This window comes from Acrocarpospora phusangensis, assembly GCF_016862995.1.
Taxonomy (GTDB): Bacteria; Actinomycetota; Actinomycetes; order Streptosporangiales; family Streptosporangiaceae; genus Acrocarpospora; species Acrocarpospora phusangensis.
In genome coordinates this window covers 17,490-43,406 of record NZ_BOOA01000057.1, presented here as the reverse complement: position 1 = coordinate 43,406, position 25,917 = coordinate 17,490, and the positions used below count along the sequence as shown (strand labels likewise).

The following is a 25,917-nucleotide window of genomic DNA, read 5'->3' as shown; positions in this document are numbered from 1 at the left end:
GCGGCCTTCGTGAGTGGGACGGTTCTGATGAGTCGGTAGCAGCGGTGTAGAAGGTGGTGTTTGGGCATGCTCGATGGTCAAGTTGGTCGGCAGTTGGAAGTTATCGCCGAGGTTGTGGGGGTTGCCCAGGAGCTTGGTGTCGAGGTGTGGCTTCGTGGTGGATGGGCGGTGGACTTCTTTCTGGGCGAGGTCACTCGTGAACATTTGGATGTCGACTGGTTCATATGGAGCCGTGATGCCGGTCGGTTGAGTACGGCGTTGGAGGGCCGTGGATACGAGCGACTTTCCGGGGCTCCGCCGGAGCAGCAGATCGATTTCGCCAAAGATGGCGTGGAGAACAGCTTCGCTCTACTGGACACGGACGACACCGGACGGGTCGTAGTCGCGGGTGGTCCTTGGAGAGGCGAGCCTTGGCCGACTGGAATGCTCGACGGCCCCACAGGAGCTATCGGCCTCGTGCGTTGCGCCATCATTCACCCACGAGCCCAGATCGAGATCAAGCGAATGATGCCGATCTGGGTCCCGGGGCGGCCGCGTCGTACCAAGGACATCGAGGACATCGCTCGGCTAGAAGCCGCCCTCAACAGCTCCAATGCCGGACATTGAGCGATTCCTGATGAGAGCGCCCATGGGAAGGGTCACGGATTAGACGTCGGGGTCTCGCCGTCATCCGGTGCCGTCGACGCAGGTGACGTTCCTCGCCGGATCGGTGCCAGAACCAGTCGGCCCATTCGATTGGGTGCCCTTGAGCCCTGGCGGATATCCAGGGATCGAGCATTGAGCGTGCTGGGCCTGGTGCGGGTCGGAATTGGGCAGCGTCCAGCCAGGTGTGGGCAGGCATTGAGGATGTCGGGCCTGAGACGCCCAAGCAGAATGAGGCCGGTCGATCTTGGGGCCGCTGCGAACTGGCCACCTGCGTCAACGTGCCGGACGACGGCGAGCCCTGACGTCCGGCCCATTCCGATGGGCGCTCTGAGTGTGGGGCGGACGTCGAGTGATGCTGGGTGGTAGGGAGGGTTGGGGTTGTTGAGGGGTCAGTGGGCTTGGGCGATGTAGTTGATTAGGGCGATCATGCGGTCGGGAGGCCAGGGGAGGCGGGAGGCGAGTTCCTGGGAGTTTTCCTGCCACATGCGGTTGGCGGCGGCGGTGGTCTGTTCGCCCTGTTCGGCTGGGGGGTGGAAGCGGGCGCCGAGGGCTCGGTAGCGGACGATGAGGTCGGCGACTTCGGGGGTGTCGACGGGGGTGTTGGCTTCGGCGTGGGGGAGGAGGGCTTCGACCAGGGAGGCCCATTCGTGTTTGGCGGCTTCGATGGCTTCGGGGCCGAGGGCGGCTCGGCGTTCGGCGAGCTGGTCGCGCTGTTCCTGGGTGAAGTAGGTCTCGTACACGGTGATCAACTCCAGGGTTGACATGAACTGGTCGGGGTCGGGCATCTGGCGGGTGGCTATGCGTTGGAGCAGGCCGTCGATCCGGATGCGTAGTTCGTTGATTCGGGCGGCCTGCGTGTTGAGGCCGTCCAGCTGGGCGGTCAGGAGGGTCTGCAGGGCCGTCAGTTCGTCGTCCTGGCTGGCCAGGAGGGAACCGATCTCGTCCAGGGACAGGCCCAGGGCGCTGAGGGCGCGGATCCGGTAGAGGCGACGCAGGTCGTGTTCCGTGTAGCGGCGGTGGCCGGACAGGGTTCGTTGTTGCGGGGTGAGCAAGCCGATCTGGTCGTAGTGGTGCAGGGCGCGGACGGTCAGTCCGGTCGCCCGTGCGAGTTCGCCTACGCTCCATCGGCGTCCGTTGTCGGCCTCGGTCACGTCCTTCACGGTAGGACCTGACGTCGCGTGGGGTTCAAGGGGAGAAGTCGGACTTGTCCGAGGCCCAGGAGAAGGAGCGGGTTCAGGTAGTGGTCGCCGCGTAGGAGGCCCCAGTGGAGGCAGGTCGTGGGGCAGTGCGTTACCGGGTGGCTGGTGATCTTGCCGATGGGGGTCGCGGTGGAGATGGGCTGGCCTGGGCGGACTGCGGGTTCTACGGGCAGATAGGTCGTGCGCAGGCCGCCGGGGTGGGTGATCGCGACTGCGGTGAAGCCGCCGACCTCGCCGGCGAAGGTCACGACGCCGGTGCCCGCGGCCATGACGGATTGCCCCTGGTGGGCTCGGAGATCTATGCCCCGGTGGCCGGCGAGCCAGCGGTGGAGAGGCGGGTCGAAGCCGCGAATGAGCTGCGGATTCGACAGCGGCCAGGTCCATCGGGGAGGGGCCTCGGGGCGGTCCGGTGCGAGGGCTGACACTTGAAAGCAGAGGGTGAGAAGGGCGGGCACCAGCGTCCAGATGGGCATGGGGCAAGGCTGTACGTCCGAGGAGGGAAAGAAGCTTTAGAGCGGCGTTCTGGGGATAACCCTGTGGGCTGTGGACAAAAGTTGTGGATAACCGGGGTGGGACATGACCAACGGTGGACTTACCGCAGGTGAGACGGGCTCCGATGACACCGCGGCCCAAGGCGGGACTCCTGGCAAGGCCGAAAGTGGGGTATCAGGCGCGGCCGAAGGCCGGAGATCGGGCTGCACACAGGGTGAGGCATCGGGCCGGGCCGAAGGCGGCGCTTTTGATGCGGCTGAAGGTGAAGCATCAGGCCGGGCCGAAGCCGGTGCTCCTGGCGTCGCCGAGGGCGGGGCCTGGGGCGAGGTCCAAGGTGGGACATCTGGCCGGGTTGAGGGTGGGACGTCGGCTGGGGCGCGAAGCAGGGTGCCGGGTGGATCCGAGGGTGGAACAGCGGGCCGGTCTGAAGGTGGAGGATCGGGCGTGGCCGAAGGGCGGGCATTGAGTGGGGGCGAAGGTGGGGCAGCGGGCCGGGTCCGAGGCGTGTCGGGAGTAGGGCGAGGTGGGGCGTTGATCGAGGTGGTGGTTGAGGGGGTGGGGCAGGAGGTGGGTGTGGGGTTGCCGGCTTTGCGGGTGGTGGGGTCGGAAGAGGTGTATTCGACGGGGTTCAGGGTCGGGGCTTTGGCGGGGGCCAGTGTGGGGGTGTTCACGGCGGGGGGGGGGGCGTTGTGGGAGCGGTGGACGGGGGCGCGGGCCGAGGTGGGGGTGGATATTCGGCATGCCGCTGCGGCTTTTCGTAGTGAGCGGTATTTCCGGATCAACGGTGAAGAGCTGAGCCTGTGGGGGTCGTTGTCGGGGGACTACGCGACGGCCGACGGGTGGGTACGCCTGCACTGCAACTTCGATCACCACCGGGACGCGGCGTTGCGGGCGCTCGGGATCGGGCGGGTGTCGCGGGAGGAAGTGGCCAGGGTATGCGCGGGTCGTACCAGGCTGGAGGTGGAGGAGGAGGTGACGCGGGCGGGGGGATGCGCGGGGGCGATGCGGACGCGGCAGGAGTGGCGTAGCCATCCGCAGGCCGAGGCCGTCGCGGCGGAGCCGGTGGTATCGCTGGTGCCGCTTGGGCCGCAGGTATCGGCCAGCGCCGGCTGGGGAAGCGCCGGCTCGGGTGAGTCGCCGGCGGAGGGGAGGCCGCTGGCGGGGGTTCGGGTGCTGGATCTGACCAGGGTGATCGCGGGGCCGGTGGCGGCGCGGGCGCTGGCCGCGTACGGGGCGGATGTGCTGCGGGTGGGGAGCGCGGAGCTGCCGGAGGTCGCGGGCGTGGTGGTGGAGACCGCGTTCGGGAAGCGGTCGTGTCACATCGATCTCCGGACGGACCCGGAGAAGCTGTGGGACCTGGTCGCGAGGGCCGACGTGATCATCCGGGGGTACCGGCCGGGAGCCCTGGAGACGCTGGGGTTCGGTGCGGAGGAGCTGGCCCGGGTGAGACCGGGGATCATCGTGGTGGATATTTCCGCATACGGGGTGCGAGGGCCGTGGGCGGGACGGCGCGGGTTCGACAGTCTGGTGCAGATGGTGTCCGGGATCGCCCATGAGGGTGGCGACGGAACCCGGCCGCAGCCGCTGCCCTGCCAGGCGCTCGATCACGCGACCGGCTATCTGGCCGCCTTCGCGGCGGTCGCGGGCCTGCTGCGCCGAGCCGGCCGGGGAGGCTCCTGGCACGCCCGCCTCTCCCTGGCGAGAACCGCCCGCTGGCTCGACGACCTCGGCCGAGGCGAGCCCGGACCGGATCCCCGGGCTGACGATCTCCTCGACACCATGGACAGCGCCTTCGGCGAGCTCACCTTCATCCGTCCCCCTGGTTCGATCAAGGGCGCGGAGCCGTACTGGTCGAGCCCGCCTCCCCAGCGCGGCGAGCACCCGCCTGCCTGGTGAGCGGCGACAACCACAGACAAGGAATCGTCAGTACGGCACCCGCCGCACAAACCCACATAGCCGGACGAAGCCCGAACAACTCCCCCACAACTCCACCAAGCACACCGCCCAACGCCATCACCCCCTGCGTGGCGAAGTTGATCGACGCGTTCACCCGCCCGATGAAGCCCTCCGGCGTCTCCCGCAACGTGGCCGCCGCCGAGCACACGCTGAAGCACACCACGGCCACCCCGACCACGACCTCCGACACCACGATCGTCCCGGCCACCAGCCAGACCGGCCCCCCGGCCGACGCCATCGCGACGAACGGGACGGGGAAGAACAGCACCGACCCCAGCAGCACCCGGCTCCCGCCGAACCGCCGATCCAGCCGGGGCGCGACGACGGCCCCGAGCAGCCCGCCCAGCCCGAACCCGACCGTGGAGACGCCGACCAGCCACCCGGGCAGCCCGAGCACGGTGACCGCGTAGAGCACGTACACCGCCAGTTGCGCGGCCCCGAACAGGTTGACCGTCATGCCGGCCAGCGTCAGCGCCCGCAGCACCGGATGCCGTACGAGCGTGCGGACGCCGTCCGCGATCTCCCGGGAGAGCGGGCGCGGCTCGGCCGGGCGGTGGGTCTCCCGCGCGCGGATCGAGCGCAGCAGCACGGCCGACGCCAGGAACGAGACCGCGTCCACGAACAGGGCCAGCGGCGCCGTCAGGACGGCGACGAGCAGGCCGGCCAGCCCGGGGCCGCCCAGTTGAGCCACGGCGTGCACGGACTGGAAGCCCGCGAGCGCGGCGGTGCGCTGATGTTCGGCGACCACGCTGGTCAGGTACGGCGTGCTGAAGTTTCGGAACACCACGGTGCAGGTCCCGACGACGAGCGCCACCGTGATCAGCCAGGTGACGCTGAGCCACCCGGCCAGCCAGGCGAGCGGAACCGTCGCGATGGCGGTCCCGGCGACGAGCTCGCACCCGATCAGCACCGGCCGCCGCCGCGCCAGCCGGTCGGCTATCGCTCCTACGGGTAACCCCACGAGCAGGAACGGCAGCGAGGCCGCCGCCGTGAGGAACCCCATCTGCAGGGGCGAGGCCCCGAGCATGGTCACGGCCGTCAGCGGTACGGCCAGCCGCGACACCTCGCTCCCCGCCTCCGTCACCGCACGCGCGCTCCACAGCAGCCGATAGTCCCGTTGTCTCCGCAGAGGAATGGTCTGAAGCATGATATGAAGGTAACCTTTCACAACTGTGAAAACAACCCTTCATATCTCGGGAGAGGTACGGTAGACCGCCATGACCACCGAGCAGCCGGTCCCCGAGCGTTATCGCCTCGTCACCGACGACCTCGGGCTCCTGCGCGCGCTGGCGCACCCGGCCCGGCTGGCGATCCTGACCCGGTTGCAGGCCGAGGGCCCGGCCACCGCGACCGAGTGCGCCGAGGTCGCCGGCCTCTCGCCGAGCGCGTGCAGCTATCACCTGCGCACGCTGGCCAAGCACGGCATGGTCGAGGACGCCCCCGCGCGCGGCGACGGCAGGGAGCGGGTCTGGCGGGCGCTCCAGCGGGGCTGGGTGCTGCGCGACCCGGACGAGGGCGAGCTCACGCCCGACCTGCTCGCCGCGCAGTCCGCCGTGATCGAGACCGTGCTGGCCGACGCCCAGGCGCGGCTGTCGGACTATCTCGGCCAGTCGGCGCGGGAGTCGTCGGAGTGGCGGACCGCGGCCACGCTCACCCACACCGTCCTGCTGGCGGACGCCGACGAGCTCCGGGAGATCGCCGCCCGGATCTCCGAGATCCTCGATCCGTACCGGGTGGTCTCGCGGGACCCGGATGAGGCGCCGACGGGGGCGCGGCTCGCCGAAGCGCACCTGCGGTTGTTCCCGCGCCCGCCGCGCGCCGGAAGGCGTAAATAGCGGGGATTCGCCCCGGGGGAGAGGTCAAGACCCCGGTCAACTGTCGGTGTGGATCCGGGTAGACTGTTCGGTGGCCTGCGGCACGCGGGCCGAATTCGCACGCCCACCACACGAACCGTTCCCTCGGTCCATCTGGCTGGAACGGTTCGGGGCGTCAGGGCGGGGGTCGAAAGGCCTCCGCGGCCAACCGAGAACCATGGAGGACCATTTCAATGGCCACCCCCGTCGTCACCATGCGACAGCTGCTTGAGAGCGGCGTTCACTTCGGACACCAGACCCGCCGGTGGAACCCGAAGATGAAGCGGTTCATCTTCACCGAGCGCAACGGTATCTACATCATCGACCTGCAGAAGTCCCTCGCCTTCATCGACCGGGCGTACGACTTCGTCAAGGAGACCGTGGCGCACGGCGGCACGATCATGTTCATCGGCACCAAGAAGCAGGCGCAGGAGTCCATCGCCGAGCAGGCGGCCCGCGTCGGCATGCCGTATGTCAACCAGCGCTGGCTGGGTGGCATGCTCACCAACTTCTCCACCGTGCACAAGCGGCTGCAGCGCCTGAAGGAGCTCGAGGAGCTCGACTTCGAGAACGTGGCCGCGTCGGGGCTCACCAAGAAGGAGCTCCTCATGCGCCGCCGCGAGAAGGAGAAGCTGGAGCGCACGCTCGGCGGCATCCGGGACATGGCCCGGGTTCCCAGCGCCGTCTGGGTGGTGGACACCAAGAAGGAGCACATCGGGATCAGCGAGGCCAAGAAGCTCGGCATCCCGGTGGTCGCGATCCTGGACACCAACTGCGACCCGGACGAGGTCGACTACCCGATCCCGGGCAACGACGACGCGATCCGCGCCGTCAGCCTGCTCACCCGCGTGATCGCGGACGCGGTCGCCGACGGCCTGATGACCCGCGCCGGCGCCGGCCGCGGTGACGACAAGCCGAGCGGCGTCGCCGCCGCCGAGCCGCTGGCCGAGTGGGAGCGCGAGCTCCTGGAGGGCTCCGCCGCTCCGGCCGCCCCCGCCGCCGAGGCTCCGGCCGAGACCGAGGCCGTTCCCGAGGCCGCCCCCGAGGTCGCCGAGGCGACCGAAGCGGCCGAGGCGGCCGAGGCGGCCCCCGAGGACGGCGACGAGAAGGCCTGACCGAACCGGTTCAGGCACAGCAAGCTCCACCGGGTGGGCGCGTCCGAACAGGAGGCGCCCACCCGCTCCACGACGAAAACCCATGAGGAATGACAATGGCTTCCGTGAACATGGCCGATGTCAAGCGGCTCCGTGAGCTGACCGCCGCCGGCATGATGGACTGCAAGAAGGCGCTGGAGGAGTCCGAGGGCGACTTCGAGCGCGCGGTCGAGCTCCTGCGCCTCAAGGGCGCCAAGGACGTGGGCAAGCGCGAGGCCCGTACCGCCTCCAACGGCCTGGTCGCCGTCAAGCAGGACGGTGACTCCGCCGCGGCCCTGCTCGAGCTCAACTGCGAGACCGACTTCGTCGCCAAGGGCGAGCGCTTCCAGCAGCTCGCGGCCGAGATCGTCGAGCACATCCTGGCCACCCGCCCGGCCGACGTGCCCACACTGCTCGAGTCCGAGTTCGGCGGCAAGACGGTCAAGGAGCAGCTGGACGAGGCCAATGCGGCGCTCGGCGAGAAGATCGAGATCCGCCGGTTCTCCGTGCTCGAAGGCGGCTACATCGGCGTCTACATGCACAAGACCGACCCGCAGCTGCCCCCGGCCGTCGGCGTGCTCGTCCAGCTGGACTCGGCCAACCCCGAGGTCGCCAAGGACATCGCCCAGCACGCCGCCGCGATGGCGCCCAAGTACCTGGACCCGACCGTGGTCCCGGGCGACGTCATCGAGAAGGAGCGCGCGCTCGCCGAGGAGATGACGCGCGAGGAGGGCAAGCCCGAGGCCGCGATCAGCAAGATCGTCGAGGGTCGCATCAACAGCTGGTACAAGGACTTCACGCTGCTGGAGCAGGCGTTCGTGAAGGACAACAAGAAGACCATCAAGAAGTACGCGGACGAGGCGGGCGTCAAGGTGCTGGCCTTCACCCGCTTCAAGGTCGGTCAGGCATAGTCTTGGGGCAGACCCCGTGAACCGCCTGAGGAGCCGATCCACGGATACCCGCCCAGCTTGAACCGCCACATCGAGGAGGCCGCCGACGTGCAGGAAAACACCCAACCCGCCACGCCGGCGGCTTCGTCGTACGACGGGCCGCTGCGCTGGAAGCGAGTGATGCTGAAGCTGTCCGGGGAGGCGTTCGCCGGGGGGGACTCCCTCGGCATCGACCCGGTCACGGTCGGCAAGCTCGCCGACTCCATCGCCGAAGCCGTCCGCGAGGGCCTGCAGGTCTCCGTGGTCGTCGGCGGCGGGAACATGTTCCGCGGAGCCGCGCTGTCGGAGCGCGGGATCGACCGCGCCCGCGCCGACTACATGGGCATGCTCGGCACGGTCATCAACTGCCTCGCCCTCCAGGACTTCCTGGAGAAGCGGGGCATCGAGACCCGGGTCCAGACCGCGATCACGATGCAGCAGGTGGCCGAGCCGTTCCTGCCCAGGCGCGCGATCCGGCATCTGGAGAAGGGCCGGGTCGTCATTTTCGGAGCGGGGCTCGGCTCGCCGTTCTTCTCCACCGACACCTGCGCCGCCCAGCGCGCCCTGGAGATCGGTGCGGAGGCCCTGCTGAAGGGCACCAAGGTGGACGGTGTGTACGACGCCGACCCGCGCAAGAACCCGGACGCGGTGCGCTTCGACCGGCTGGAGTACAGCGAGGTCCTGGCGCGTGACCTCGCGGTCATGGACGCCACCGCGATCAGCCTGTGCAAGGACAACGGCCTGCCCATCGTCGTGTTCGAACTGATGGGGGAAGGCAACATCCTGCGGGCGGTCCGCGGTGAGAAGATCGGCACGCTGGTGAGTCCGGCAGGGAAATAGGGAGCCGCAGTGATCGAGGAAACCCTCTTCGAGGCCGAAGAGAAGATGGACAAGGCGGTGACGGTCGCCAAGGAGGACTTCGCGGCCATCCGGACCGGCCGGGTCACGCCCGCGATGTTCAACAAGATCAACGTGGACTACTACGGGTCGCTCACGCCGATCCAGCAGCTGGCGTCGTTCCACGTCCCCGAGGCGCGGATGGTCCTCATCCAGCCGTACGACAAGGGGTCGATGGGCGCGATCGAGAAGGCCATCCGGGACAGTGACCTCGGTGTCAACCCCGGCAACGACGGCGCGGTCATCCGCGTGGTCTTCCCCGAGCTGTCGGGCGAGCGGCGCAAGGAGTACATCAAGATCGCGCGTACCAAGGCGGAGAACAGCCGGGTGTCGATCCGGAACGTCCGCCGGCACGCCAAGGAGACCCTCGACAAGCTGGTCAAGGACGGCGAGTCGGGTGAGGACGAGGTGCACCGCGCGGTGAAGGAGCTCGACGACCTGACCCAGAAGCACGTCGCGAAGATCGACGACCTGCTGAAGCACAAGGAAGCCGAGCTGCTGGAAGTCTAGGCGGCGAGCCGGCCGCGAGGCCGGTGGGCGTCATCGTGATCCTTGTCCGCGTGGAACCGCGAACGCCGCGGCAGCACGCGGGCAAGGATTACGCGCATTTAGGGAGTAACGGCTTGAACGGAACGGCTGCCCCGGGCGAGCACAATCCGGCGGGTACGAGTGACGCGACCCCTCAGGGCCCGGCGGGAGGCGGGAGCCGTACCGGGCGGAATCTGCCCGCGGCGATCGGGGTGGGGGTCGTCCTCGGCGCGCTGGTGATCGGGTCGCTCTACACCGTCAAGGCGTTGTTCCTGCTGGTGGTGCTGGCGGCGGTGGGCGTCGGAGTGCACGAGCTGGTGCGGGCGTTCGGCTCGCGGCAGATCCGGGTGCCGCTGGTGCTGCTGCTGGCGGGGCTGGTGGCCATGCTGGGCGGGGCGTACTACGGCGGGCCGGTGTCGCTGGTCGGGTCGTTCGCGCTGACCGTGATGGCGGTGCTGGGCTGGCGGACGTTCCAGGGCGCGGACGGCTTCGTCCGGGACGCCACGGCGAGCATCTTCGTGGCGGTCTATCCGGCGCTGCTGGCCGGGTTCGTGGCGTTGCTGCTGCGGCCGGAGGACGGCGCGGGGCGGGTGGTCATCTTCATCGCGATCACCGTGGCCAGCGACATCGGCGGATACGCCGCCGGGATCCTGTTCGGGCGGCACAAGATGTCGCCGATCATCAGCCCGAAGAAGACCTGGGAGGGCTTCGCGGGGTCGGCGCTGGCGTGTGTGCTGGTGGGGGCCTGGCTGGTGACCTGGCTGCTCGGCGGGCCGCTCTGGCTGGGCGCGGTCCTGGGCGCGGTCATGGTCGTCTGCGCGACCATCGGCGACCTGATCGAGTCGATCATCAAGCGGGATCTCGGCATCAAGGACCTGGGCACCCTGCTCCCGGGCCACGGCGGCATGATGGACCGGCTGGACTCGCTGCTGTTCGCCCTCGTCCCCTGCTGGCTACTCCTAACCCTTTTCGTCCACTAAACGCCGATAAATCGTGTTAAAAGCGGTTCTGGGGGTTCAGGCGGCTGGACAGGACCTCGTGCCCGCGCTCGGCCGCGAGCCGCAACTCGGTGTCCGTGATCGGCATCAGCCACAGCCACTGTACGGCGTCGCCCCCGAACGCGAATCCCGAAATATCGGGTAAGGCCGGAGGCTCCGCCAGCATGATCACGCCCTCGTGGCCGCCGCCCAACGGGAACGTGCCAGGCTGGTGGTACCAGCGTGCCGTGTGCCCGTGCCCCAGCCAGGTGACCGACCGCCACGGGTACTGGGCCAGCCACAGGAACAGCCGCGCCGCCGCCCGGGGGTCCTGCCGCGTCGCCACGGCCAGCTCGACCCGGGTGGGCGTGTCGTACAACTCCGCCTTGGGCATGCGCTGGCAGCTCATCCCCACCGTGGACAGAACGGTGTAGTCCCTCCCGAACTGCGGCGGCCGCTCAGTCACCAGGACGCGCGGCGATCCGCCCGCGCTCGCGTCCCAGTACCGCCCCGGCAGCCCGAGCCGCGTCTCCAGGTGCCCCATCACGAACTGCTGGAACGACGCCCAGCTGCCCTCCGCCTCCCGCCACTGCCAGTACGCCACCGCCTTGGTCACCCGGGGCGTCAGCCCGTCCAGCGCCTCGTCGAGCGCCCATCCGAACGGGGATTCCCCGAGCGCGTCGCGGGCGTACCCGGGCATGCCCCGGTCGAGGTCGGCCCAGCCGGGGATGACGGCCAGCAGTTCGCCGTCCTCGTACAGCGCGGCACCGTCGCCCTCCTCGAACCAGAGCACCCGCAGCCGGGTGCCGTCGAACGGCTCGGTCCCCTGCGGGAAGCGGGTGCTGGAACGCGGCATGATCGGCGGCAGTCCGGCGTTGAGCCTGCCGAGGTCGACGGAGGTCGGCGCGGGCACGTGGTTGGCCAGCCAGACCGCCCCGTGGACGATGCCGGCCGGGTCGCGCAGGTAAGCTACGGAGGACACCTGATCGCGCTCGACGGACAGTGTGCGGCTCCCGTAGGGATTGGTGCTGGTGAGCACGAGGGCGCTGGCCAAAACTCACCTCCCGATCAGGACTCTATGGCCGCTTCCCGTCGTCGTTAAGAGCAGATGCGGGGATGAGTATCGAGATCGCGAGGATGGGCAATGACCGAGTCGCCTAAGCCGGGCCAGCTGACCATGGTCGCGCCCCGCCGCGCCAAACCGCAGCGGCACCTGGCGGACCTGACCATGGCCGAGCGCCGGGCGGCCGTGGTGGAGCTCGGCGAGAAGGCGTTCCGCGCCGACCAGCTCTCCCGCCACTACTTCGGCAAGCTCACCGCGTCCGCCGACCAGATGACCGACCTGCCCGCCGCGTCCCGTGCGGTGCTGGCCCAGCTGATGCCCGACCTGCTCACGCCGGTACGGGAGATCACCTGCGACGACGGCACGACTCGCAAGACGCTGTGGAAGCTGTTCGACGGCTCCCTGGTCGAGTCGGTGCTGATGCGCTACCCCGACCGGGCCACCCTCTGCGTCTCCTCGCAGGCCGGCTGCGGCATGAACTGCCCGTTCTGCGCGACCGGCCAGGCCGGCCTGACCCGCAACATGTCCACCGCCGAGATCGTCGGCCAGGTCGTGGCGGGCGCCCGCGCCCTCGCGAGCGGCGAGGTGCCCGGCGGTCCCGGCCGGATCAACAACATCGTGTTCATGGGCATGGGCGAGCCGATGGCCAACTACAAGGCCGTGATCGGCGCCGTCCACCGCATGGTGGACCCGTCGCCGGAGGGCCTGGGCATCTCCGCGCGCGGCGTCACCGTCTCCACGGTGGGCCTGGTCCCCGCCATCGAGAAGCTCTCGAACGAGGGTCTCCCCGTCACCCTCGCGGTCTCCCTGCACGCCCCCGACGACGAGCTCCGCGACACCCTCGTCCCGATCAACACCCGCTGGAAGGTGGCCGAGGTCCTCGACGCCGCCTGGGCGTACGCCGCGAAGACCAAACGCCGCGTCTCCATCGAGTACGCGCTGATCAAGGACATCAACGACCAGGAGTGGCGCGCCGACCTCCTCGGCCGACTGCTCAAGAACAAACTCGTCCACGTCAACCTGATCCCGCTGAACCCGACCCCCGGCTCCAAGTGGACGGCCTCCCGCCCCGAGGACGAGCGCGCCTTCGTCCGCCGCCTCGAATACCACGGCGTCGCCGTCACCGTCCGCGACACCCGGGGCCGCGAGATCGACGGCGCCTGCGGCCAGCTCGCTGCGGCCAACCCCGCCTGACCCTGGCGCGGCGTGGGGGTCGCCGGAAGGGTGACCGCAGACCGTGCCGAATCCGTGTGAGCCGTTCTAGGCTCTGCCGGTGAGCAGTGTGTTCGAGGTGTCCATCGGGCCCGCCGCGACGCCCGGCAGGTTCCGGGTCGAAGTCGTCCGGTCGCAGGCCGGTGAGGCTTCGGCGGAGGTGTCCCTGGACGTGGCCGGCCTGCTGGCCCGCCGCGCCGAGGTGCGCCGGGCGGTGCCGGCCTCCGCGACGCCGGGGAGCCGCGCGGAGACCGAGCCGGCCCTGCGGGAGGTCGGCGGCGCGCTGTTCACCGCCCTGCTGGGCTCCGGCGCGGTGGCTGAGCGCTACCAGGCGGCCAAGGCCGTCGCCGCCGACCGGGGCGAACAGCTGCGCGTCGTGCTGCGGCTCGACACCCCGGAGCTGGCCGGTCTCCCCTGGGAGGCCATGTACGACGCCGCCCTGGACCGCTACATCTGCCGCCGCGAACAGCTCGTGCGCCACATCCCGGTCCCCGCGTTACCCGTCCCCATCAAGGTACGGCTCCCGCTGCGCATCCTCGCCGTCGCTCCCTATCCACGCGGCCTGCTCCCAGTCGACCAGGCCCGCGAACGCGAGCAGCTCAACGCGGCACTGCGCGCGCAGATCGCCGAAGGAGTGATCGAGATCCACTGGGCCGAGCGGCCGACCTGGACTGGCCTACAGGAGCTGTTGACAGGCGGGGACTGGCAGGTCGTGCACTTCATCGGCCACGGCGACGCGGGCCGGCTCTGCCTGGAGGACGAGGACCGCAGGCAACACTGGGTGGAGGCGTCCCGCTTCGCGGATCTGCTGGGGCAGGCCAGGCCGGCGCCGCAACTGGTGGTGCTGAACTCCTGTTCCGGCACGGCGGGCGATTCCGGAGATCCGTTCCCCCGTCAGGCGGTGGCTGGGCGGCTGGAGAGCATGGGTTCGGGCGATTCCGCGGATCTGTTCGCCGGCACGGCCGCGACATTGGTCCGGGCGGGGATCAGCGCCGTCACGGCGATGCAGTTCGAGATCTCCAACGGCGCCTCCGTCGCCTTCGCCCGGGGCTTCTACTCGGCGATCGCGCACGGACGGGGCATCGACGAGGCCGTCTCCGGCGGCCGGATCGCCATCCTGGGTCTCAAGGACCGCACGCTCGAATGGGTGACTCCCGTCCTGCACATTCGTGGGGACCGCACCCAGATCTTCGACTTGTCAGCGACGAGACCCGAGGATGGCCCCGCACGTTTCGGCGGCCACTGGGCCGGGGTCCTGACCGGCACTCCGGGCCGGCTGGACTACGAGCTCGACCTGCACCAGTCCGGTGACAAGATCAGCGGCACGGCGTCAGGACGCGATGGCGCCAGGCGCGTGCTCTTCGAGCTGGCCGGCACGGTCGCCGGCGACGTCCTGCGCTTCCGGCAGGTCCGCGTGCTGGCACAAGATCCCCTGGACGTCTGGTGCCTGATCGAGGGCACTTTACTCCTGGGCACCTCCGACCACTCTGACGCGCTGACCGGCGACTGGATCGCCACCACACCTCACCTCAGCCCGTTCTGCGCAGGTATCCACGGCCGCCTCCACCTGACCCGCACCTAAGCCGCGTAAGAAACCCCACCCGTACCTAAGCGGCGTAAGGAACCCCACCCGCACCTAAGGTCGCGTACGCCGAAGCCCCGCATACCCCAGCAACCCGGCCCCGACCCAGATACCCGCAGAAACGAGAATCACCGGCAACCGAGCCGCCAGCTCGCCGTGATTGGCCGCGTGCATCCACGACATGGCCGGAAACGCCGCCCAGACCGACGACGACCCCACCATCAACATCGCGACATATCCCCCGATGAGCACCACGATCGAGATCGCGGGCGACGGCAGGATCGTCCGGCTGGTGAGCGCCCCGAGAACCGTCCCCGCCAGCACCGCCAGCCCGTGCAAGCCGATCCCGGTGACCAGCGTGGCCACCCCGGGCACCGCCTGGAATCCCGCCACCAGCGGCCAGACCACGGCGATCCCGGCCAGCACCGCGTTGCACACCAGCGCCGCCACCAGCCCGCTCACCAGCTCCGCCGGCCCGACGGCCGTACGCGCGATCATGCGTTGCTCGTCCGGCTCGGTGTCCAGCAGTCCCCGGGCCGCCCAGGCGAACACCGGGATGAGGATGGCCGCGGAGTCCGCGTACGAGGTGAGTTCGTTCCCCAGCGGAACCCCCGTCGCGTACAGCAGGCTGATCACGACGAAGAGCAGGAGCAGCGGCTGGAACGCCCGGTGGGAGCGCGCGTATCCGGCGAGGCGGAATCTGGTCAGGGCGGTCATTCGGCGGCCTCCGGGGTCCGCGTGTCGGCGCCGACCTGGTCGTCCTGGCTGAGCAGCGGCTCGTGACCCTCGGCCCGCAGTTGCGCGGCCAGCAGCCCGGCCCGCGACAGCGGTAGCCGTACCGACAGGTTCAGGAGGGGTTCGGCCGTTTCCGTGGCGATCGGACGGACCCGGGCGTCCTTGACCTCGTAGCGGGTGACGTTCGGCAGGGCACGCAGGTCGCCCTGGTGGTCGCTGGCGACGACGATGCCGCCCTGGGCCGCGATGGCGTCCACGGTGAGCGCGACCTCCGCGCGGGCGGCCGAGTCCAGGCCGGCGAAGGGTTCGTCCAGGATGAGCAGGCCCGGTCGGCAGAGCAGGGCCTGGGCCAGGCCGACCTTGTGCGCGCTGCCCTTGGACAGGTCGGACAAGCGCTGGCCGAGCAGGTGTTCCATGCCCAGCCGCGACGTCCACTCCTCGACGGCCTCGGGGTCCGCGCGCCGGATGGCCGCCAGGTGGCGCAGGTAGCCGGCGACCGTGAACGGCTGCGCGGCGGGGAAACGCTCGGGGGCGTACCCGACGACGGCCGGGCGTCCCGTGACCGTGCCCCGGGTGGGCGGCAGCAGGCCGGCCAGCACGCGGAGCAGGGTGGACTTCCCGGAGCCGTTGGGTCCGACGACCTCGGTCACGCTGCCGGGGGGCAGGTCCAGCGCCACTTCGGCGAGCACCCAGGGGTCGTTTCTCCGGTATCGGAGGCAGAGGTCGCTGACGCGCATGATTTCCGAAGAATATGCGGAAATGCTCGCCCGACTGGAGGCAAGTCGTGGAGATCCCAATAATGGGCGCATGCTTCGCAGACGAACCCCGCTCGCGGCCCTCGCCGTCGCCGGTCTGACCTTATTGACGCCCGCCACCGCCGCCACCGCGGACTCCTTCACGCCGGGCTCGGCCGGGCTCGGCGACCCGTACTTCCCGCACGCGGGCAACGGCGGGTACGACGTCGCCCACTACGCCCTCAACCTGCGCTTCAACCCCAAGACGGACGTGCTCAAGGCCACCGCCACGATCACGGCCACCGCCACGAAGAACCTGTCCCGCTTCAACCTCGACTTCTCCGGCCTCACCGTACGGAGCGTCGAGGTCAACGGGAAGAAGGCCAAGTTCCGCCGCAAGGGCCAGGAACTGACCGTCACGCCCGCCGCCGGCCTGCCCGACGGCGTGAAGTTCACCGTCAGAATCGCGTACGACGGCAAGCCGGTACCCGTCAACGACAAGGAACTGGGCGTCACCGGCTGGATCCACACCAAGGACGGCGCGACCGCGCTCGGCGAGCCCGACGGCGCCAGGACCTGGTTCCCCGTCAACGACAACCCCAAGGACAAGGCCACCTTCTCCTACACGATCTCCGTCCCGGCGGGCGTGACCGCGCTGGCCAACGGCGAGCCCCGCAACACGGGGATCGTGCGCGTGCGCAACGGCTGGTCCGCCTCCAGGTGGGAGGTGCGCGAGCCGATGGCCCCCTACCTGGCCATGGTCTCGATCGGCAAGTTCAAGGTCAGCCAGGGCGTGGCCGCCGGCGTGCCCAACATCACCGCGTACGACCCGGTGCTGGCCAAGACCTCCAAGCACCTGCACAAGACCACAGCCAAGGCCACCGAGTGGGGCGCCAAGCACTTCGGCCCCTACCCGTTCTCCTCCACCGGCGGCATCGCCGACAAGGTCGACGTCGGGTACGCGCTGGAGACCCAGGGCCGCCCGGTCTACGACGGCGACGCCAGCGACGACCTGCTGGTCGTGCACGAGATCGCCCACCAGTGGTTCGGCAACAGCGTCGGCCCCCAGACCTGGCGGGACATCTGGCTCAACGAGGGCTTCGCCACCTACGCCGAGTGGCTGTACGAGGAGACCCACAACGGTCCGACCGCCCAGCAGACCTTCGCGAAGCTGTACAAGAGCAAGGGTGACTTCTGGGACCTGAAGACCGGCAACCCGGGTCGTAACGGCATGTTCGACTGGGAGGCGGTCTACCAGCGCGGCGGGATGACGCTGCACGCGCTCCGCAAGAAGATCGGCGACGACACGTTCTTCGAGCTGCTGCCCGCGTGGGCCGAGAAGTACCGCCACACCACGGCGAACACCCGCAACTTCATCGACCTCGCCGAGGAGCTGTCCGGCCAGGACCTGGACCCGCTGTTCGACGCCTGGCTCTACAAGGCGGCCAAGCCGAAGCTCACCCTGTAACGCGGACCGCCGGGTCGCCCGCCGCGACCCGGCGCGTCTAGGCTGCGGGAGAGGGATCGGCGGCCGAGGGGATGTCTGGCGTGCGTCTGGAGGAGCTGCGGGCGGACTGCGGCCGGTGTTTCGCGCTCTGCTGCGTCGCGCCGGCGTTCGCGAAATCGGCTGACTTCGCCGTCGACAAGCCCGCCGGCCGGCCGTGCGCCAACCTGCGGGACGACTTCCGCTGCGGCATCCACGCCGATCTCCGGCAGCGTGGCTTCTCCGGCTGCACCGTCTTCGACTGCCTCGGCGCGGGCCAGAAGGTCGCCCAGATCACGTACGGCGGGCGGGACTGGCGGCGCTCGCCGGAGATCGCCACCGAGATGTTCGAGGTCTTCGCCGTCATGCGGCAGCTGCACGAACTGCTCCGCTACCTGGCGGAGGCGCTGACCCTCGACGCGTGCCGGCCGATCCGCGCCGACCTGGAACCGGTGCTTAAGAAGACGGAACGCCATTCGCTGGAAAGCCCGGAGGAGATCCTCCGGCTGGACTTCGGCGCGCTCCGGCAGGAGGTCAACGGCCTGCTGCTCCAGGCCAGCGAGCTGGCCCGCGCGCGGTTCCCCGGCAGGCGCGAGCTGCGTGGCGCGGACCTCATGGGCGCCGCTCTGAAGGGCGTGGATCTGCGCGGGGCGAGCCTGCGTGGCGCGTACCTGATCGGGGCCGACCTGCGCGGTGCGGATCTGCGGGGCGCCGACGTCATCGGCGCGGACCTGCGCGGCGCGAACCTCGCCGGAGCCGACCTCACCGGCGCTGTCTTCCTCGTCCAGTCGCAGCTGGACGCCGCCCGGGGCGACGCCGCCACCCGGCTCGCGCCGTCATTCCGCCACCCGGCCCACTGGCAGCGCTCCCGTCAGCGGGTGCCCCAGGAATAGGTCTGCTTGTGGAGTTTGAGGTAAACAAACGTTTCCGTGGCCCGGACCGCGGGAATCGCGCGGATTTTGCCAAGAATCTCCAGAAGGTGACGATCACCCTCGCAGACCACCTCGACCATGATGTCCACCGAGCCCGCGGTGAGCACCACGTAGTCGACCTCCTCGATGGAGGACAGCTCGTCGGCGACCGCCTCCAGGTCTCCCTCGCACTTGATCCCGATCATCGCCTGGCGCGGGAAGCCCAGCGTCAGTGGGTCCGTGACCGCGACGATCTGCATGACGCCCGAGTCGAGCAGCCGCTGCACCCGCTGCCGTACGGCCGCCTCCGACAGCCCCACGGCCTTCCCGATCGCCGCGTACGGCTTGCGCCCGTCGGTCTGGAGCTGTTCCACGATCTGCTTGGAGATATCGTCCAGGATGACCGGTCCATTCCTGGTCGTACGTACCTTTGGAGGTGTGGTCATCCCCGTGACGTCCCCTTCGCGAAGCCGTACTCGACTCGTGTTTCTGACATGTTGCCGTCTTGGTGCGACATGCTGTCAGTTCCGCCGCTCATGTCAAGCGATTCCGTAGCAATTTGATATCTTCGCCACGAAATCCCTTGTCGCTGTCTGATATGTCTGTCAGAGTCGCGACAACCCAAGCCACCTCATAGGAGGTCAACGGTGACCACCCGACTGCAGAACTTCATTGACGGGAAGTTCGTCGACGCCCGGAGTGGACGGTTCTCCGATGTGATCGATCCCAGCACCGGTGAGGTCTACGCTCAGGCGCCCGTCTCGGGCCAGGAGGATGTGGACGCCGCCTTCGCCGCCGCGGCCTCGGCCTTTGACACGTGGGGTCAGACCACGCCCGGAGAGCGTGCCAACCTGCTTCTGAAGATAGCCGACGCGATCGACGCGCGGGCCGACGAGATCAACGAGGCCGAGTGCCGGAACACCGGCAAGCCGGTCGCCCGGATGGCCGAGGACGAGACGCCGGTCGCCGCGGACCACTTCCGGTTCTTCGCGGGCGCGGCGCGCACCCTGGAGGGGCCGACGGCGGGCGAGTTCCTGGCCGACCACACCAGCGTCATCCGGCACGAGCCGATCGGCGTCATCGGCCAGGTCACGCCGTGGAACTACCCGATGATGATGGCCGTCTGGAAGATCGCCCCGGCGCTGGCGGCGGGCAACACCGTGGTGCTCAAGCCGTCCGACACCACGCCGGTCTCCACCGTCAAGCTGGCCGAGATCATCGGCGACGTCCTGCCCGCGGGCGTCTTCAACGTGGTCACCGGCGACCGTGAGACCGGCGCGCTGGTGGTCGGCCACCCGCTCGCGTCCATGGTCGCCATCACCGGTTCCGTCGGGGCCGGCATGTCGGTCGCCAAGACCGCCGCCGACGACCTCAAGCGCGTGCACCTGGAGCTGGGCGGCAAGGCCCCGGTCGTGGTGTTCGAGGACATCAAGGACATCAAGGCCGCCGCCGAGGCCATCGCCGGCGCGGGCCTCTACAACGCCGGGCAGGACTGCACCGCCGCCTGCCGCGTGCTGGTGCACGAGAGCATCCACGACGAGTTCGCCGCCGCCCTCGCCGAGGCGGCCGCCGCCACGGTCACCGGCGCCGGTGAGGACGCCTTCTACGGCCCGCTCAACAACCCCACGCAGCTGGAGCGGGTGGCCGGGTTCCTGAGCCGGGTGCCGGCGCACGCGAGCGTGCTGACCGGCGGCCACCAGGTCGGCGACCAGGGCTACTTCTACGCCCCGACCGTGGTGGACGGCCTGCGCCAGGACGACGAGATGGTGCAGAACGAGGTCTTCGGCCCGGTCATCACCATCCAGACCTTCACCGACGAGGCCGACGCCCTGGCCAAGGCCAACGGCGTCAGGTACGGCCTGTCCGGCTCGGTCTGGACGTCCGACCACGGCCGGGCGATGCGCATGTCCAAGCGGCTGGACTTCGGCGTGGTGTGGGTCAACACCCACATCCCGTTCGTCTCCGAGATGCCGCACGGCGGATTCAAGCACTCGGGCTACGGCAAGGACCTGTCGGTCTTCGGCCTGCACGACTACACCCGGGTGAAGCACGTCATGCACTACATCGGCGAATGATGTGAACAATCGAGAGGTGATATGACCGAGGCAATACCCGCCATCGAGCTTGACGGCGTCGTCAAGGAATACCTCTCGCATGGCGAGACCGTACAGGCCGTGAAGGGTGTGAGCCTGGGCATCGGGGAGGGGGAGTTCTTCTCCCTCCTCGGGCCCTCCGGATGCGGCAAGACCACCACGATGCGCATGATCGCGGGCTTCGAGGAGCCCACCAAGGGCGTGGTGCGGCTGCACGGGCAGGACGTCACCGACGTGCCGCCCAACAAACGGGACATCAACATGGTGTTCCAGTCCTACGCGCTGTTCCCGCACATGAACGTGTGGGAGAACGTCGCCTTCGGACTGCGCCGCCGTAAGGTGGCCGAGGCCGAGATCAAGCAGCGGGTCGGCGAGATCCTGGAGATCGTGGACCTGACCGGCCGGGAGAAACGCCGCCCCCGGGAGATGTCCGGCGGCCAGCAGCAGCGGGTGGCGCTGGCCAGGGCGCTGGTCAACCGGCCCCGCGCGCTCCTGCTCGACGAGCCGCTGGGCGCGCTGGACCTGAAGCTCCGCCAGCTCATGCAGATCGAGCTCAAGCGCATCCAGCGCGAGGTGGGCATCACGTTCGTCTACGTGACCCACGACCAGAACGAGGCGCTCACCATGAGCGACCGGATCGCCGTCATGAACGACGGCCTGGTGGAGCAGCTGGCCAATCCCCGGGAGATCTACGAGCGCCCGGCGACCAAGTTCGTGGCCGGCTTCATCGGCACCTCGAACCTGCTCAGCGGAACCGTGGAGTCGGTCTCCGGTTCCGCCGCGGTGGTACGGCTGGGCGCCGAGGACCGCATCCTGATCTCCAGCCAGGCGACCGCGGGGGAGACGGTCGACCTGACCGTACGGCCGGAGAAGATCACGATCTCGACCGAGCAGCCGGAAGGCGAGCTCAGCGTGGTACGGGGCACCGTCAACGAGGTCGTATACCTGGGTACCTACAACAGTTACGCGGTCGGCCTCGCCGACGGTGCGGAGATCATGGTCTTCCAGCAGAACGCCAACGACAGCAGCGTCACCGCCGAGCGCGGCGACACGGTCTGGCTGTCCTGGCAGCCGCAGCACTCCTATGCGCTCTAGCACCACGCTCTCACCCCTCCGGAGCTCTCCATGAACAACCCCCTGCTGCGCGGCCTCACGCAGTCGCGATACTCCCGCCGGGACGCCTTCCGGGTCGCCGGGTTCTCCGCCGCCGGACTCGCGCTCGCCGCGTGCGGCGTCCAGGGTCAGAAGGCCGCCCCGCCGAAGGCCGACGCGGTCGCCGACTTCTGGGCGAGCCAGAAGAAGAACGGCCAGGTCGTCTTCGCCAACTGGCCCGAGTACATGCCCGAGGACCAGGGCCCGCTGAAGCAGTTCCAGCAGGCCACCGGCATCACGTACGAGTACAAGGAAGTCATCCAGGAGAACGCCGACTTCTTCGGCAAGTCCGAGCCGCAGCTGCGGGCCGGGCAGCCGCTCGGCTACGACATCATCGTGATGACCAACGGCCTCCAGCTGGCCAAGATGATCGCGCTGGGCTACCTGGTCTCCCTGGACCACAAGCAGCTGCCGAACTTCGCCGCCAACGCGGGCGCGAAGTACAAGAACCCCTCCTTCGACCCGAACAACCAGTTCACCATCCCCTGGCAGGCGGGGGTGACCGGCATCGCGTACAACACCAAGTACGTCGACGAGGACATCACCAGCATCCAGTCGCTGTTCGACAAGAAGTACGAGGGCAAGGTCGGCATGATGGCCGACGCCCAGGAGATCGCCAACTTCGGCATGTTCGCGGTCGGCGTGGACCCCGACAAGTCCACCCAGGCCGACTGGGAGAAGGCCGGCGCCAAGCTCAAGGAGCAGCGCGACAGCGGCGTGGTGCGCAAGTACTACGACCAGTCCTACATCGACGCGGTGGCCAAGGGCGACATCTGGCTCTCCCAGGCCTGGTCCGGCGACGTGTTCCAGCGCCAGCTGGCCGGCGAGCCGGTCAAGTTCGTGGTCCCCGCCGAGGGCGGCACGATCTGGATCGACAACATGGCCATCCCGAAGGGCGCCGCCAACCCGGTGGACGCGCTGATGCTGATGGACTTCATGTACAAGCCGGAGATCGCGGCCGAGCTGACGGAGTACATCCAGTACGTCACCCCCGTGCCCGGCGTGCAGGCCATCCTCGCGGGCAAGGACGACAAGGACGCGAAGGCCCTGGCGGAGAGCCCGCTGATCTTCCCGAGCGACGCCGACTACGCCAAGCTGCGCAGCTACAAGACCCTCACCAGCGCTGAGGAGTCGGTCTTCAACGGCATCTTCCAGACGATCACGCAGGGCTGAGCATGAAGCGCTGGGCGCCGTACTGGCTGGCGCTGCCGGGGTGGATGTGGCTGGGCATCTTCCTGGTCGTGCCCATCGTGGCCATGGCCTCGGTCTCCCTGCAGACCGGCAACCTCCTGGACGGCTTCGTCCAGACGTTCAGCGTCTCCAACTACACCGACGCGATCGGCAAGTACAGCACCCAGCTGGTGCGCTCGCTGGTGTACGGCGGGGTCGCCACGGTGATCATGCTCCTGCTGGGTTACCCGGTGGCGTACTGGATCGCCTTCAAGGCGGGCAGCCGCAAGTCGATGTACCTGTTCCTGCTGTTGCTGCCGTTCTTCGTGTCGTTCGTGCTGCGGACCATCTCGTGGGGTTTCCTGCTGGCCGACGACGGCATCCTGTTCGGCACGCTGAAGGGCTGGGGGCTGCTCCCGGAGAACTTCCACGTGCTGGCCACCACGGTGGCGGTGATCGGCGGCCTGGTCTACAACTTCCTGCCGTTCATGATCCTGCCCATCTACGTCGCGCTGGAGCGGGTGGACCCGCGAGTGATCGAGGCCGCCTACGACCTCTACGCCTCGCGATTCGACGCGTTCCGCCGGGTGGTGCTGCCGCTGTCGCTGCCGGGCGTGTTCGCGGGCGTGCTGATGACGTTCGTCCCGGCCACCGCCGACCCGGTCAACGCGGCGGTGCTCGGCGGCACCGGCAACACGATGATCGGCAACATCATCCAGACCGAGTACCTGGTGAACAGCAACTACCCGACGGCCTCGGCGCTGTCGTTCACGCTGATGGCGGTGCTGCTGGTCGGCATCTTCATCTACGCGCGGGCGCTGGGCACCGAGAACGTCCTTGAGGCGGCGGCCCGATGAGGACGAGATTCGGCGACCGCATCCTGCACTGGTACACCTGGCTGATCATCCTGTGGCTGTCGTCGCCCATCGTGGTGATGATCATGTTCGGCTTCAACGACAAGAAGAGCAAGTCGAACACCTCCTGGCAGGGGTTCACGCTCAAGTGGTACCAGCAGCTGTTCGCGATCGACGGGCTGACCGAGGCGCTGATCAACTCGGTCATTATCGCGGTGGTCAGCACGATCCTGGCCACCACGCTGGGCACGCTGCTCGGCCTGGCCGTGGGCCGCTACCGGTTCCGCGGCAAGGGCGTCACCAACTTCCTGATCTTCGCTGCCATCTCCACGCCCGAACTGGTGATGGGGGCCTCGCTGCTGTCGCTGTTCGTGTCGGCGAACGCGCCGCGCGGGCACATCACGATCATCATCGCGCACACGCTCTTCTCGCTGGCGTTCGTGGTGGTGACCGTACGGGCCCGGGTGGTCGTGCTCGATCCCTCCCTGGAGGAGGCGGCGCGCGACCTCGGGGCCGGGACGTGGGACACCTTCCGGCTGGTCACGCTGCCGTCGATCATGCCCGGCGTGGCGGCGGGCGCGATGCTGGCGTTCGCGCTGTCGATCGACGACTACGTGGTCACCAGCTTCGTCAACGGTTCCGAACTGACCTTCCCCTTGTGGATCATCGGGTCGGTCAAGGTCGGCATTCCGGCCCAGGTCAACGTGATGGGCACGCTCATCTTCGCGCTGGGCGCGCTGGTCGCGGTGGCGAACTCGGTGTCCGCCAGGCGCCGGGCCGCCAGATAGGTCATCAGAAGTCCCCTTCCCGGCCGGGAGGGGGGCTTTCGGCTATCGCACGAGAGAGGTGAGACCGGAACAAACCCGGGGGGAACCCGTACAAATCACTATGAACATGTAAGGGAAGTGGAATGCATGGATCCGCTGAAGGCGCTCGCGGACGCGGAGCGCAAGCCGTACTGGCTGGACGAGGATCCTTTCGAGCCGGAGCCGCTGCCGCGGATCTTCGGCCATACCCATGCCGACCTGGCCATCGTGGGCGGCGGCTTCTCCGGGCTGTGGACGGCCCTGCTGGCCAAGGAGCGTGACCCCGGCCGGGACGTCGTGCTGCTGGAGGGGCAGCGGGTGGGGTGGGCGGCCACCGGGCGCAACGGCGGGTTCTGCCACGCCAGCCTGACGCACGGGCTCGGGAACGGGCTGGAGCGCTGGCCGTACGAGATCGCCGACCTGCACCGGCTCGGGGTGGAGAACTTCAACGCCATCGAGGAGACCATCGCCCGCTACGGCATCGACTGCTCCTTCGAACGCACCGGCGAGCTCAACGTGGCCACCGAGGAGTGGCAGCTCGACGGGATGAACGAGGTGCACACCATCGGCCGCGAGCTGGGCGCCGACATCGAGTACCTGGACCGCGACCAGGTCAGGGCCGAGGTGAACTCGCCGACCTACATCGCGGGCGTGTGGGAGCGCGGCGACTGCGCCATGATCGACCCGGCCCGGCTGGCCTGGGGGCTGCGCCAGGCCTGCCTCCAGCTGGGCGTGCGCATCTACGAGCACTCCCCGATCAAGCACATCGTCAAGGACGGCCCGGCCCTGCGGCTGACCGCCCCCTACGGCACGGTCCGGGCCAACCGGGTGGCGCTCGGCACCGGCGCGTTCTCGCCGCTGCTGCGCCGCCTGCGCTACTACCTGGCCCCCGTGTACGACTACGCCCTCATGACCGAACCCCTCACCCGCGACCAACTCGACTCCATCGGCTGGAAGAACCGGCAGGGCATGGGGGACTCGGCCAACCAGTTCCACTACTACCGGCTGACCGACGAGAACAGCATCCTGTGGGGCGGCTACGACGCGGTCTACTACAACGGCGGCCGCGTCAAGATCGACTACAACCAGCGGGACGCCACCTTCCTGACCCTGGCCGAGCACTTCTACCAGACGTTCCCGCAGCTGGAGGAGGTGCGCTTCTCCCATAAGTGGGGCGGCCTGATCGACACCTGCAGCCGCTTCAGCGCCTTCTTCGGCACCGGGTACGACTCCCGTCTGGCCTACGCCGTCGGCTACACCGGCCTCGGCGTGGCCGCCACCAGGTTCGGCGCCAACGTCATGCTGGACCTGCTGGACGGGCTGGACACCGAGCGCACCCGGCTGCGCATGGTGCGGGAGAAGCCCGTGCCGTTCCCGCCGGAACCCGTACGATCCGGCGTCATCCAGCTCACCCGCTGGTCCCTGGCCCGCGCCGACGCCAACGGCGGCCGGCGCAACCTGTGGCTGCGGACCCTGGACCGCTTCGGTCTCGGATTCGACTCCTAGCCAGCAG

General features: G+C 69.0%; 25 protein-coding genes. 18 read left to right on the top strand and 7 right to left on the bottom strand.

The window, feature by feature from the left end; all coding sequences use genetic code 11:
- The first annotated feature begins 66 nt into the window (after positions 1-66).
- Positions 67-606, top strand: coding sequence for a nucleotidyltransferase domain-containing protein (locus tag Aph01nite_RS29000; protein WP_239162065.1), 540 nt, complete (start codon positions 67-69; stop codon positions 604-606).
- 428 nt (positions 607-1,034) lie between these two features.
- Here the strand turns inward: Aph01nite_RS29000 and Aph01nite_RS28995 are convergent, their stop codons facing one another.
- Both Aph01nite_RS28995 and Aph01nite_RS42280 read right to left on the bottom strand, forming a co-directional pair.
- Positions 1,035-1,796 carry a MerR family transcriptional regulator gene (locus Aph01nite_RS28995; RefSeq protein WP_204044193.1) on the bottom strand — a complete coding sequence of 254 codons (762 nt, stop codon included), beginning with the start codon at positions 1,794-1,796 and terminating at the stop codon, positions 1,035-1,037.
- A 5-nt stretch (positions 1,797-1,801) separates the two neighbouring features.
- Positions 1,802-2,317 (bottom strand): M23 family metallopeptidase, encoded by a 516-nt coding sequence (locus tag Aph01nite_RS42280; protein WP_204044192.1) that lies wholly within the window; start codon positions 2,315-2,317, stop codon positions 1,802-1,804.
- 559 nt (positions 2,318-2,876) lie between these two features.
- Here Aph01nite_RS42280 and Aph01nite_RS28985 point away from each other — a divergent pair.
- Complete coding sequence (locus Aph01nite_RS28985; protein WP_239162064.1) at positions 2,877-4,232, top strand: CoA transferase; 1,356 nt, start codon at positions 2,877-2,879, stop codon at positions 4,230-4,232.
- Here the strand turns inward: Aph01nite_RS28985 and Aph01nite_RS28980 are convergent.
- Entirely contained in the window at positions 4,165-5,439 is a 1,275-nt protein-coding gene (locus Aph01nite_RS28980; RefSeq protein WP_204044190.1) for an MFS transporter, read from the bottom strand. The two genes, Aph01nite_RS28985 and Aph01nite_RS28980, sit on opposite strands and share 68 nt — an antisense overlap.
- Before the next feature lie 70 nt (positions 5,440-5,509).
- Here Aph01nite_RS28980 and Aph01nite_RS28975 point away from each other — a divergent pair, with 70 nt between their 5' ends.
- From Aph01nite_RS28975 to Aph01nite_RS28950, 6 genes are all read left to right on the top strand, one after another.
- Positions 5,510-6,127 carry a helix-turn-helix domain-containing protein gene (locus Aph01nite_RS28975; RefSeq protein WP_204044189.1) on the top strand — a complete coding sequence of 206 codons (618 nt, stop codon included), beginning with the start codon at positions 5,510-5,512 and terminating at the stop codon, positions 6,125-6,127.
- 212 nt (positions 6,128-6,339) lie between these two features.
- Positions 6,340-7,260, top strand: coding sequence for a 30S ribosomal protein S2 (gene rpsB / locus Aph01nite_RS28970; protein ID WP_204044188.1), 921 nt, complete (start codon positions 6,340-6,342; stop codon positions 7,258-7,260).
- Between the two features lie 95 nt (positions 7,261-7,355).
- Complete coding sequence (tsf, locus tag Aph01nite_RS28965) at positions 7,356-8,189, top strand: translation elongation factor Ts (RefSeq protein WP_204044187.1); 834 nt, start codon at positions 7,356-7,358, stop codon at positions 8,187-8,189.
- A gap of 159 nt (positions 8,190-8,348) precedes the next feature.
- A complete protein-coding gene (pyrH, locus tag Aph01nite_RS28960) occupies positions 8,349-9,047 on the top strand; it encodes a UMP kinase (RefSeq protein WP_218038490.1) in 699 nt (232 codons plus the stop codon).
- Positions 9,048-9,056: 9 nt separating this feature from the next.
- On the top strand, positions 9,057-9,614 hold the full coding sequence (frr, locus tag Aph01nite_RS28955; RefSeq protein ID WP_204044186.1) for a ribosome recycling factor: 558 nt from the start codon (positions 9,057-9,059) through the stop codon (positions 9,612-9,614).
- 113 nt (positions 9,615-9,727) lie between these two features.
- Complete coding sequence (locus Aph01nite_RS28950; RefSeq protein WP_239162059.1) at positions 9,728-10,612, top strand: phosphatidate cytidylyltransferase; 885 nt, start codon at positions 9,728-9,730, stop codon at positions 10,610-10,612.
- A 16-nt stretch (positions 10,613-10,628) separates the two neighbouring features.
- On the opposite strand, the gene Aph01nite_RS28945 is transcribed toward Aph01nite_RS28950, so the two are convergent.
- Positions 10,629-11,663: a suppressor of fused domain protein gene (locus tag Aph01nite_RS28945; protein WP_204044185.1), complete on the bottom strand. Its 1,035-nt coding sequence runs from the start codon at positions 11,661-11,663 to the stop codon at positions 10,629-10,631.
- Between the two features lie 90 nt (positions 11,664-11,753).
- Here Aph01nite_RS28945 and rlmN point away from each other — a divergent pair, with 90 nt between their 5' ends.
- The gene (gene rlmN / locus Aph01nite_RS28940) at positions 11,754-12,866 is read left to right on the top strand and encodes a dual-specificity RNA methyltransferase RlmN (RefSeq protein ID WP_204044184.1); all 1,113 of its coding nucleotides are present in this window, start codon (positions 11,754-11,756) and stop codon (positions 12,864-12,866) included.
- A 79-nt stretch (positions 12,867-12,945) separates the two neighbouring features.
- Positions 12,946-14,466, top strand: a complete 1,521-nt coding sequence (locus tag Aph01nite_RS28935; RefSeq protein WP_204044183.1) for a CHAT domain-containing protein — start codon at positions 12,946-12,948, stop codon at positions 14,464-14,466.
- 54 nt (positions 14,467-14,520) lie between these two features.
- Here Aph01nite_RS28935 and Aph01nite_RS28930 read toward each other — a convergent pair whose 3' ends face one another.
- Both Aph01nite_RS28930 and Aph01nite_RS28925 read right to left on the bottom strand, forming a co-directional pair.
- A complete protein-coding gene (locus Aph01nite_RS28930) occupies positions 14,521-15,183 on the bottom strand; it encodes a hypothetical protein (RefSeq protein ID WP_204044182.1) in 663 nt (220 codons plus the stop codon).
- On the bottom strand, positions 15,180-15,938 hold the full coding sequence (locus Aph01nite_RS28925; RefSeq protein WP_204044181.1) for an ABC transporter ATP-binding protein: 759 nt from the start codon (positions 15,936-15,938) through the stop codon (positions 15,180-15,182). The genes Aph01nite_RS28930 and Aph01nite_RS28925 overlap by 4 nt, the downstream gene beginning before the upstream one ends.
- Positions 15,939-16,008: 70 nt before the next feature.
- On the opposite strand from Aph01nite_RS28925, the gene Aph01nite_RS28920 reads away from it, so the two are divergent.
- On the top strand, positions 16,009-17,403 hold the full coding sequence (locus tag Aph01nite_RS28920) for a M1 family metallopeptidase (RefSeq protein ID WP_204044180.1): 1,395 nt from the start codon (positions 16,009-16,011) through the stop codon (positions 17,401-17,403).
- Between the two features lie 71 nt (positions 17,404-17,474).
- Positions 17,475-18,311 carry a pentapeptide repeat-containing protein gene (locus Aph01nite_RS28915; RefSeq protein WP_204044179.1) on the top strand — a complete coding sequence of 279 codons (837 nt, stop codon included), beginning with the start codon at positions 17,475-17,477 and terminating at the stop codon, positions 18,309-18,311.
- Here the strand turns inward: Aph01nite_RS28915 and Aph01nite_RS28910 are convergent.
- On the bottom strand, positions 18,290-18,775 hold the full coding sequence (locus Aph01nite_RS28910) for an Lrp/AsnC family transcriptional regulator (RefSeq protein ID WP_155346876.1): 486 nt from the start codon (positions 18,773-18,775) through the stop codon (positions 18,290-18,292). The genes Aph01nite_RS28915 and Aph01nite_RS28910 overlap by 22 nt on opposite strands.
- A 201-nt stretch (positions 18,776-18,976) precedes the next feature.
- Between Aph01nite_RS28910 and Aph01nite_RS28905 the strand changes: the two genes are divergently transcribed.
- From Aph01nite_RS28905 to Aph01nite_RS28880, 6 genes are all read left to right on the top strand, one after another.
- The gene (locus tag Aph01nite_RS28905) at positions 18,977-20,404 is read left to right on the top strand and encodes a gamma-aminobutyraldehyde dehydrogenase (protein WP_204044178.1); all 1,428 of its coding nucleotides are present in this window, start codon (positions 18,977-18,979) and stop codon (positions 20,402-20,404) included.
- Positions 20,405-20,425: 21 nt separating this feature from the next.
- Positions 20,426-21,517 (top strand): ABC transporter ATP-binding protein, encoded by a 1,092-nt coding sequence (locus tag Aph01nite_RS28900; RefSeq protein ID WP_204044177.1) that lies wholly within the window; start codon positions 20,426-20,428, stop codon positions 21,515-21,517.
- A 30-nt stretch (positions 21,518-21,547) separates the two neighbouring features.
- A complete protein-coding gene (locus tag Aph01nite_RS28895; RefSeq protein ID WP_204044176.1) occupies positions 21,548-22,747 on the top strand; it encodes an ABC transporter substrate-binding protein in 1,200 nt (399 codons plus the stop codon).
- Positions 22,748-22,749: 2 nt separating this feature from the next.
- Positions 22,750-23,601 (top strand): ABC transporter permease, encoded by an 852-nt coding sequence (locus Aph01nite_RS28890; protein WP_204044175.1) that lies wholly within the window; start codon positions 22,750-22,752, stop codon positions 23,599-23,601.
- Complete coding sequence (locus Aph01nite_RS28885) at positions 23,598-24,386, top strand: ABC transporter permease (protein WP_204044174.1); 789 nt, start codon at positions 23,598-23,600, stop codon at positions 24,384-24,386. The genes Aph01nite_RS28890 and Aph01nite_RS28885 overlap by 4 nt, the downstream gene beginning before the upstream one ends.
- Positions 24,387-24,512: 126 nt before the next feature.
- A complete protein-coding gene (locus tag Aph01nite_RS28880) occupies positions 24,513-25,910 on the top strand; it encodes an NAD(P)/FAD-dependent oxidoreductase (RefSeq protein ID WP_204044173.1) in 1,398 nt (465 codons plus the stop codon).
- The last annotated feature ends 7 nt before the right edge of the window (positions 25,911-25,917 follow it).

Bases quoted from the DNA above. Each gene is read 5' to 3' on its own strand.
- Aph01nite_RS29000 (WP_239162065.1), top strand. From the start codon at position 67: ATGCTCGATGGTCAAGTTGGTCGGCAGTTGGAAGTTATCGCCGAGGTT.
- Aph01nite_RS42280 (WP_204044192.1), bottom strand. From the start codon at position 2,317: ATGCCCATCTGGACGCTGGTGCCCGCCCTTCTCACCCTCTGCTTTCAA.
- Aph01nite_RS28980 (WP_204044190.1), bottom strand. From the start codon at position 5,439: ATGCTTCAGACCATTCCTCTGCGGAGACAACGGGACTATCGGCTGCTG.
- Aph01nite_RS28975 (WP_204044189.1), top strand. From the start codon at position 5,510: ATGACCACCGAGCAGCCGGTCCCCGAGCGTTATCGCCTCGTCACCGAC.
- rpsB (WP_204044188.1), top strand. From the start codon at position 6,340: ATGGCCACCCCCGTCGTCACCATGCGACAGCTGCTTGAGAGCGGCGTT.
- tsf (WP_204044187.1), top strand. From the start codon at position 7,356: ATGGCTTCCGTGAACATGGCCGATGTCAAGCGGCTCCGTGAGCTGACC.
- pyrH (WP_218038490.1), top strand. From the start codon at position 8,349: ATGCTGAAGCTGTCCGGGGAGGCGTTCGCCGGGGGGGACTCCCTCGGC.
- rlmN (WP_204044184.1), top strand. From the start codon at position 11,754: ATGACCGAGTCGCCTAAGCCGGGCCAGCTGACCATGGTCGCGCCCCGC.
- Aph01nite_RS28930 (WP_204044182.1), bottom strand. From the start codon at position 15,183: ATGACCGCCCTGACCAGATTCCGCCTCGCCGGATACGCGCGCTCCCAC.
- Aph01nite_RS28925 (WP_204044181.1), bottom strand. From the start codon at position 15,938: ATGCGCGTCAGCGACCTCTGCCTCCGATACCGGAGAAACGACCCCTGG.
- Aph01nite_RS28920 (WP_204044180.1), top strand. From the start codon at position 16,009: ATGCTTCGCAGACGAACCCCGCTCGCGGCCCTCGCCGTCGCCGGTCTG.
- Aph01nite_RS28915 (WP_204044179.1), top strand. From the start codon at position 17,475: ATGTCTGGCGTGCGTCTGGAGGAGCTGCGGGCGGACTGCGGCCGGTGT.
- Aph01nite_RS28910 (WP_155346876.1), bottom strand. From the start codon at position 18,775: ATGACCACACCTCCAAAGGTACGTACGACCAGGAATGGACCGGTCATC.
- Aph01nite_RS28900 (WP_204044177.1), top strand. From the start codon at position 20,426: ATGACCGAGGCAATACCCGCCATCGAGCTTGACGGCGTCGTCAAGGAA.
- Aph01nite_RS28895 (WP_204044176.1), top strand. From the start codon at position 21,548: ATGAACAACCCCCTGCTGCGCGGCCTCACGCAGTCGCGATACTCCCGC.
- Aph01nite_RS28890 (WP_204044175.1), top strand. From the start codon at position 22,750: ATGAAGCGCTGGGCGCCGTACTGGCTGGCGCTGCCGGGGTGGATGTGG.
- Aph01nite_RS28885 (WP_204044174.1), top strand. From the start codon at position 23,598: ATGAGGACGAGATTCGGCGACCGCATCCTGCACTGGTACACCTGGCTG.
- Aph01nite_RS28880 (WP_204044173.1), top strand. From the start codon at position 24,513: ATGGATCCGCTGAAGGCGCTCGCGGACGCGGAGCGCAAGCCGTACTGG.